At 44.5% G+C, this 1523-nt stretch carries 2 protein-coding genes; both read left to right on the forward strand.

Annotation, left to right across the window (positions count from 1 at the left end; translation table 11 throughout):
• The coding region (locus M23134_RS37175) for a hypothetical protein (RefSeq protein ID WP_002706352.1) at positions 1-697 on the forward strand (697 nt) is incomplete at its 5' end.
• A gap of 106 nt (positions 698-803) precedes the next feature.
• The gene (locus tag M23134_RS37180; protein ID WP_002706354.1) at positions 804-1484 is read left to right on the forward strand and encodes a hypothetical protein; all 681 of its coding nucleotides are present in this window, start codon (positions 804-806) and stop codon (positions 1482-1484) included.
• The last annotated feature ends 39 nt before the right edge of the window (positions 1485-1523 follow it).

Here is a 1523-nt window from a genome sequence, read left to right on the forward strand (position 1 = left end):
CGACGATGATCAAATATCTGAGGAAGATATCAACACCTTGGTAGAGGTAATGGTAGAAGAGTGCAAACGCAGAGCAATGGTTACTTCTTACCATCGCAAGGTGGTAGAGTGTAAGTTTATAAATGACGAAACTACAACTTATCAAGTGCCTGTGATTGAGTATGGAGTAGGTGGGGGAGATGCTACCGGAGCAAGTGATGCTAAAATGTATTATCGAGAACAAACGCTCGACCAAAGCACCAACCTACCCAAAAGTGTAGACCAAAACAGTGCAATACTACAAGACAACAACATTACCCTGATGAGTAAAAACTACAAGGGTGAAGATATAGTGATTAAGGACTTTACCGGAGCCACTATTAGTTATTTTGAATGGTTACGCTTTCTGGAAGTAACCACCATGGCGCCCCTGTTGGATGTGCCTACCGTGTGCAATGGGCAAAACATTGCCTCTACCCTGGACGACAACCCCGAAGGAGTAAAAGGGATCAATACTGACAAAGCCAACAATACCATGACCTCGCCTAATAAGCCTTTGGGAGAGCATTTGTCGCCATTGACCAAGCGCATAGTAGAAATGACCACTGAAGAGGTAGTAGAGAATGGCACCACCGTGACCAAAAAGATGGTTCGGGTGTTTGACCTGAACCCTACCACAGGAGTAAAAACTTTGATAGAGGAGTTTGAACAAAAATAAGTAACAAAGAAGCCAACAGGACGATATTTGCCTGTTGGCTAAAAAATGACCCAAAATATTTGTGAAAAATTATACAAAACTCCGAAAGGAATCCAGTAATCAAACGATGGAAAAAATGAAACGGCAACAACCCTTGACAACCGCCAGCCCTGACAGCCCTGGCGCACTGAAAAAAGCCTTCGCCTGCTTGTTATGGCTGAGTATACTATTGAGTAGTTTTGTAGTGCAGGCACAAACCATTACCTGGACTGGAGCTACCTCCAGCGATTGGAACACGCCGACCAACTGGGATACTGGCGTGGTGCCAGGAGCAAGCGACCAGGTCATTATTCCGGAGGTAACCAATAGCCCTCGTTTAGACCAGGATAGACAGGTCGGTACGCTGAATATGACCGATAACTCATCCCTGGATTTGAGCAACTTTACTTTTACAGTGAATGAGCGGCTAGAAAGTAGGCGAGCCGTCATTGCCAACGGTACCCTGAAGGCGTTTAAATATTGCAGCTTTGCGTGGGCCACCATCAACGCAGAGTTAGAGGCAAGTGTAAGCTATTTTCATACAGGTGAAAGCACCTTTCAAAAGGCGGTAAAGGTCACTTATAAAATCTATGCTGGACTTTCTAATGGGTTTTCTGTGCCTACCAGTGTATTTGAAGCAGTCACCGAATTTATACAAGAGCGAGGAGATAATTGGGGGCTAAATGTTACGGGGGGGACTTTTAAAGAAAAACTCATTCTTACCAACAGTAGCACTGCTATTTTCATAGTAGTAGTGCTGGCTTATTAAGTTTACGGGGACACTCTTCTTTTAATCCCTTGACCCTGG

Source organism: Microscilla marina ATCC 23134 (genome assembly GCF_000169175.1).
Taxonomy (GTDB): Bacteria; Bacteroidota; Bacteroidia; order Cytophagales; family Microscillaceae; genus Microscilla; species Microscilla marina.

What these genes read in the sequence shown, in the direction of transcription:
- M23134_RS37180 (WP_002706354.1), top strand. Translation starts at nt 804, where the DNA reads ATGGAAAAAATGAAACGGCAACAACCCTTGACAACCGCCAGCCCTGAC.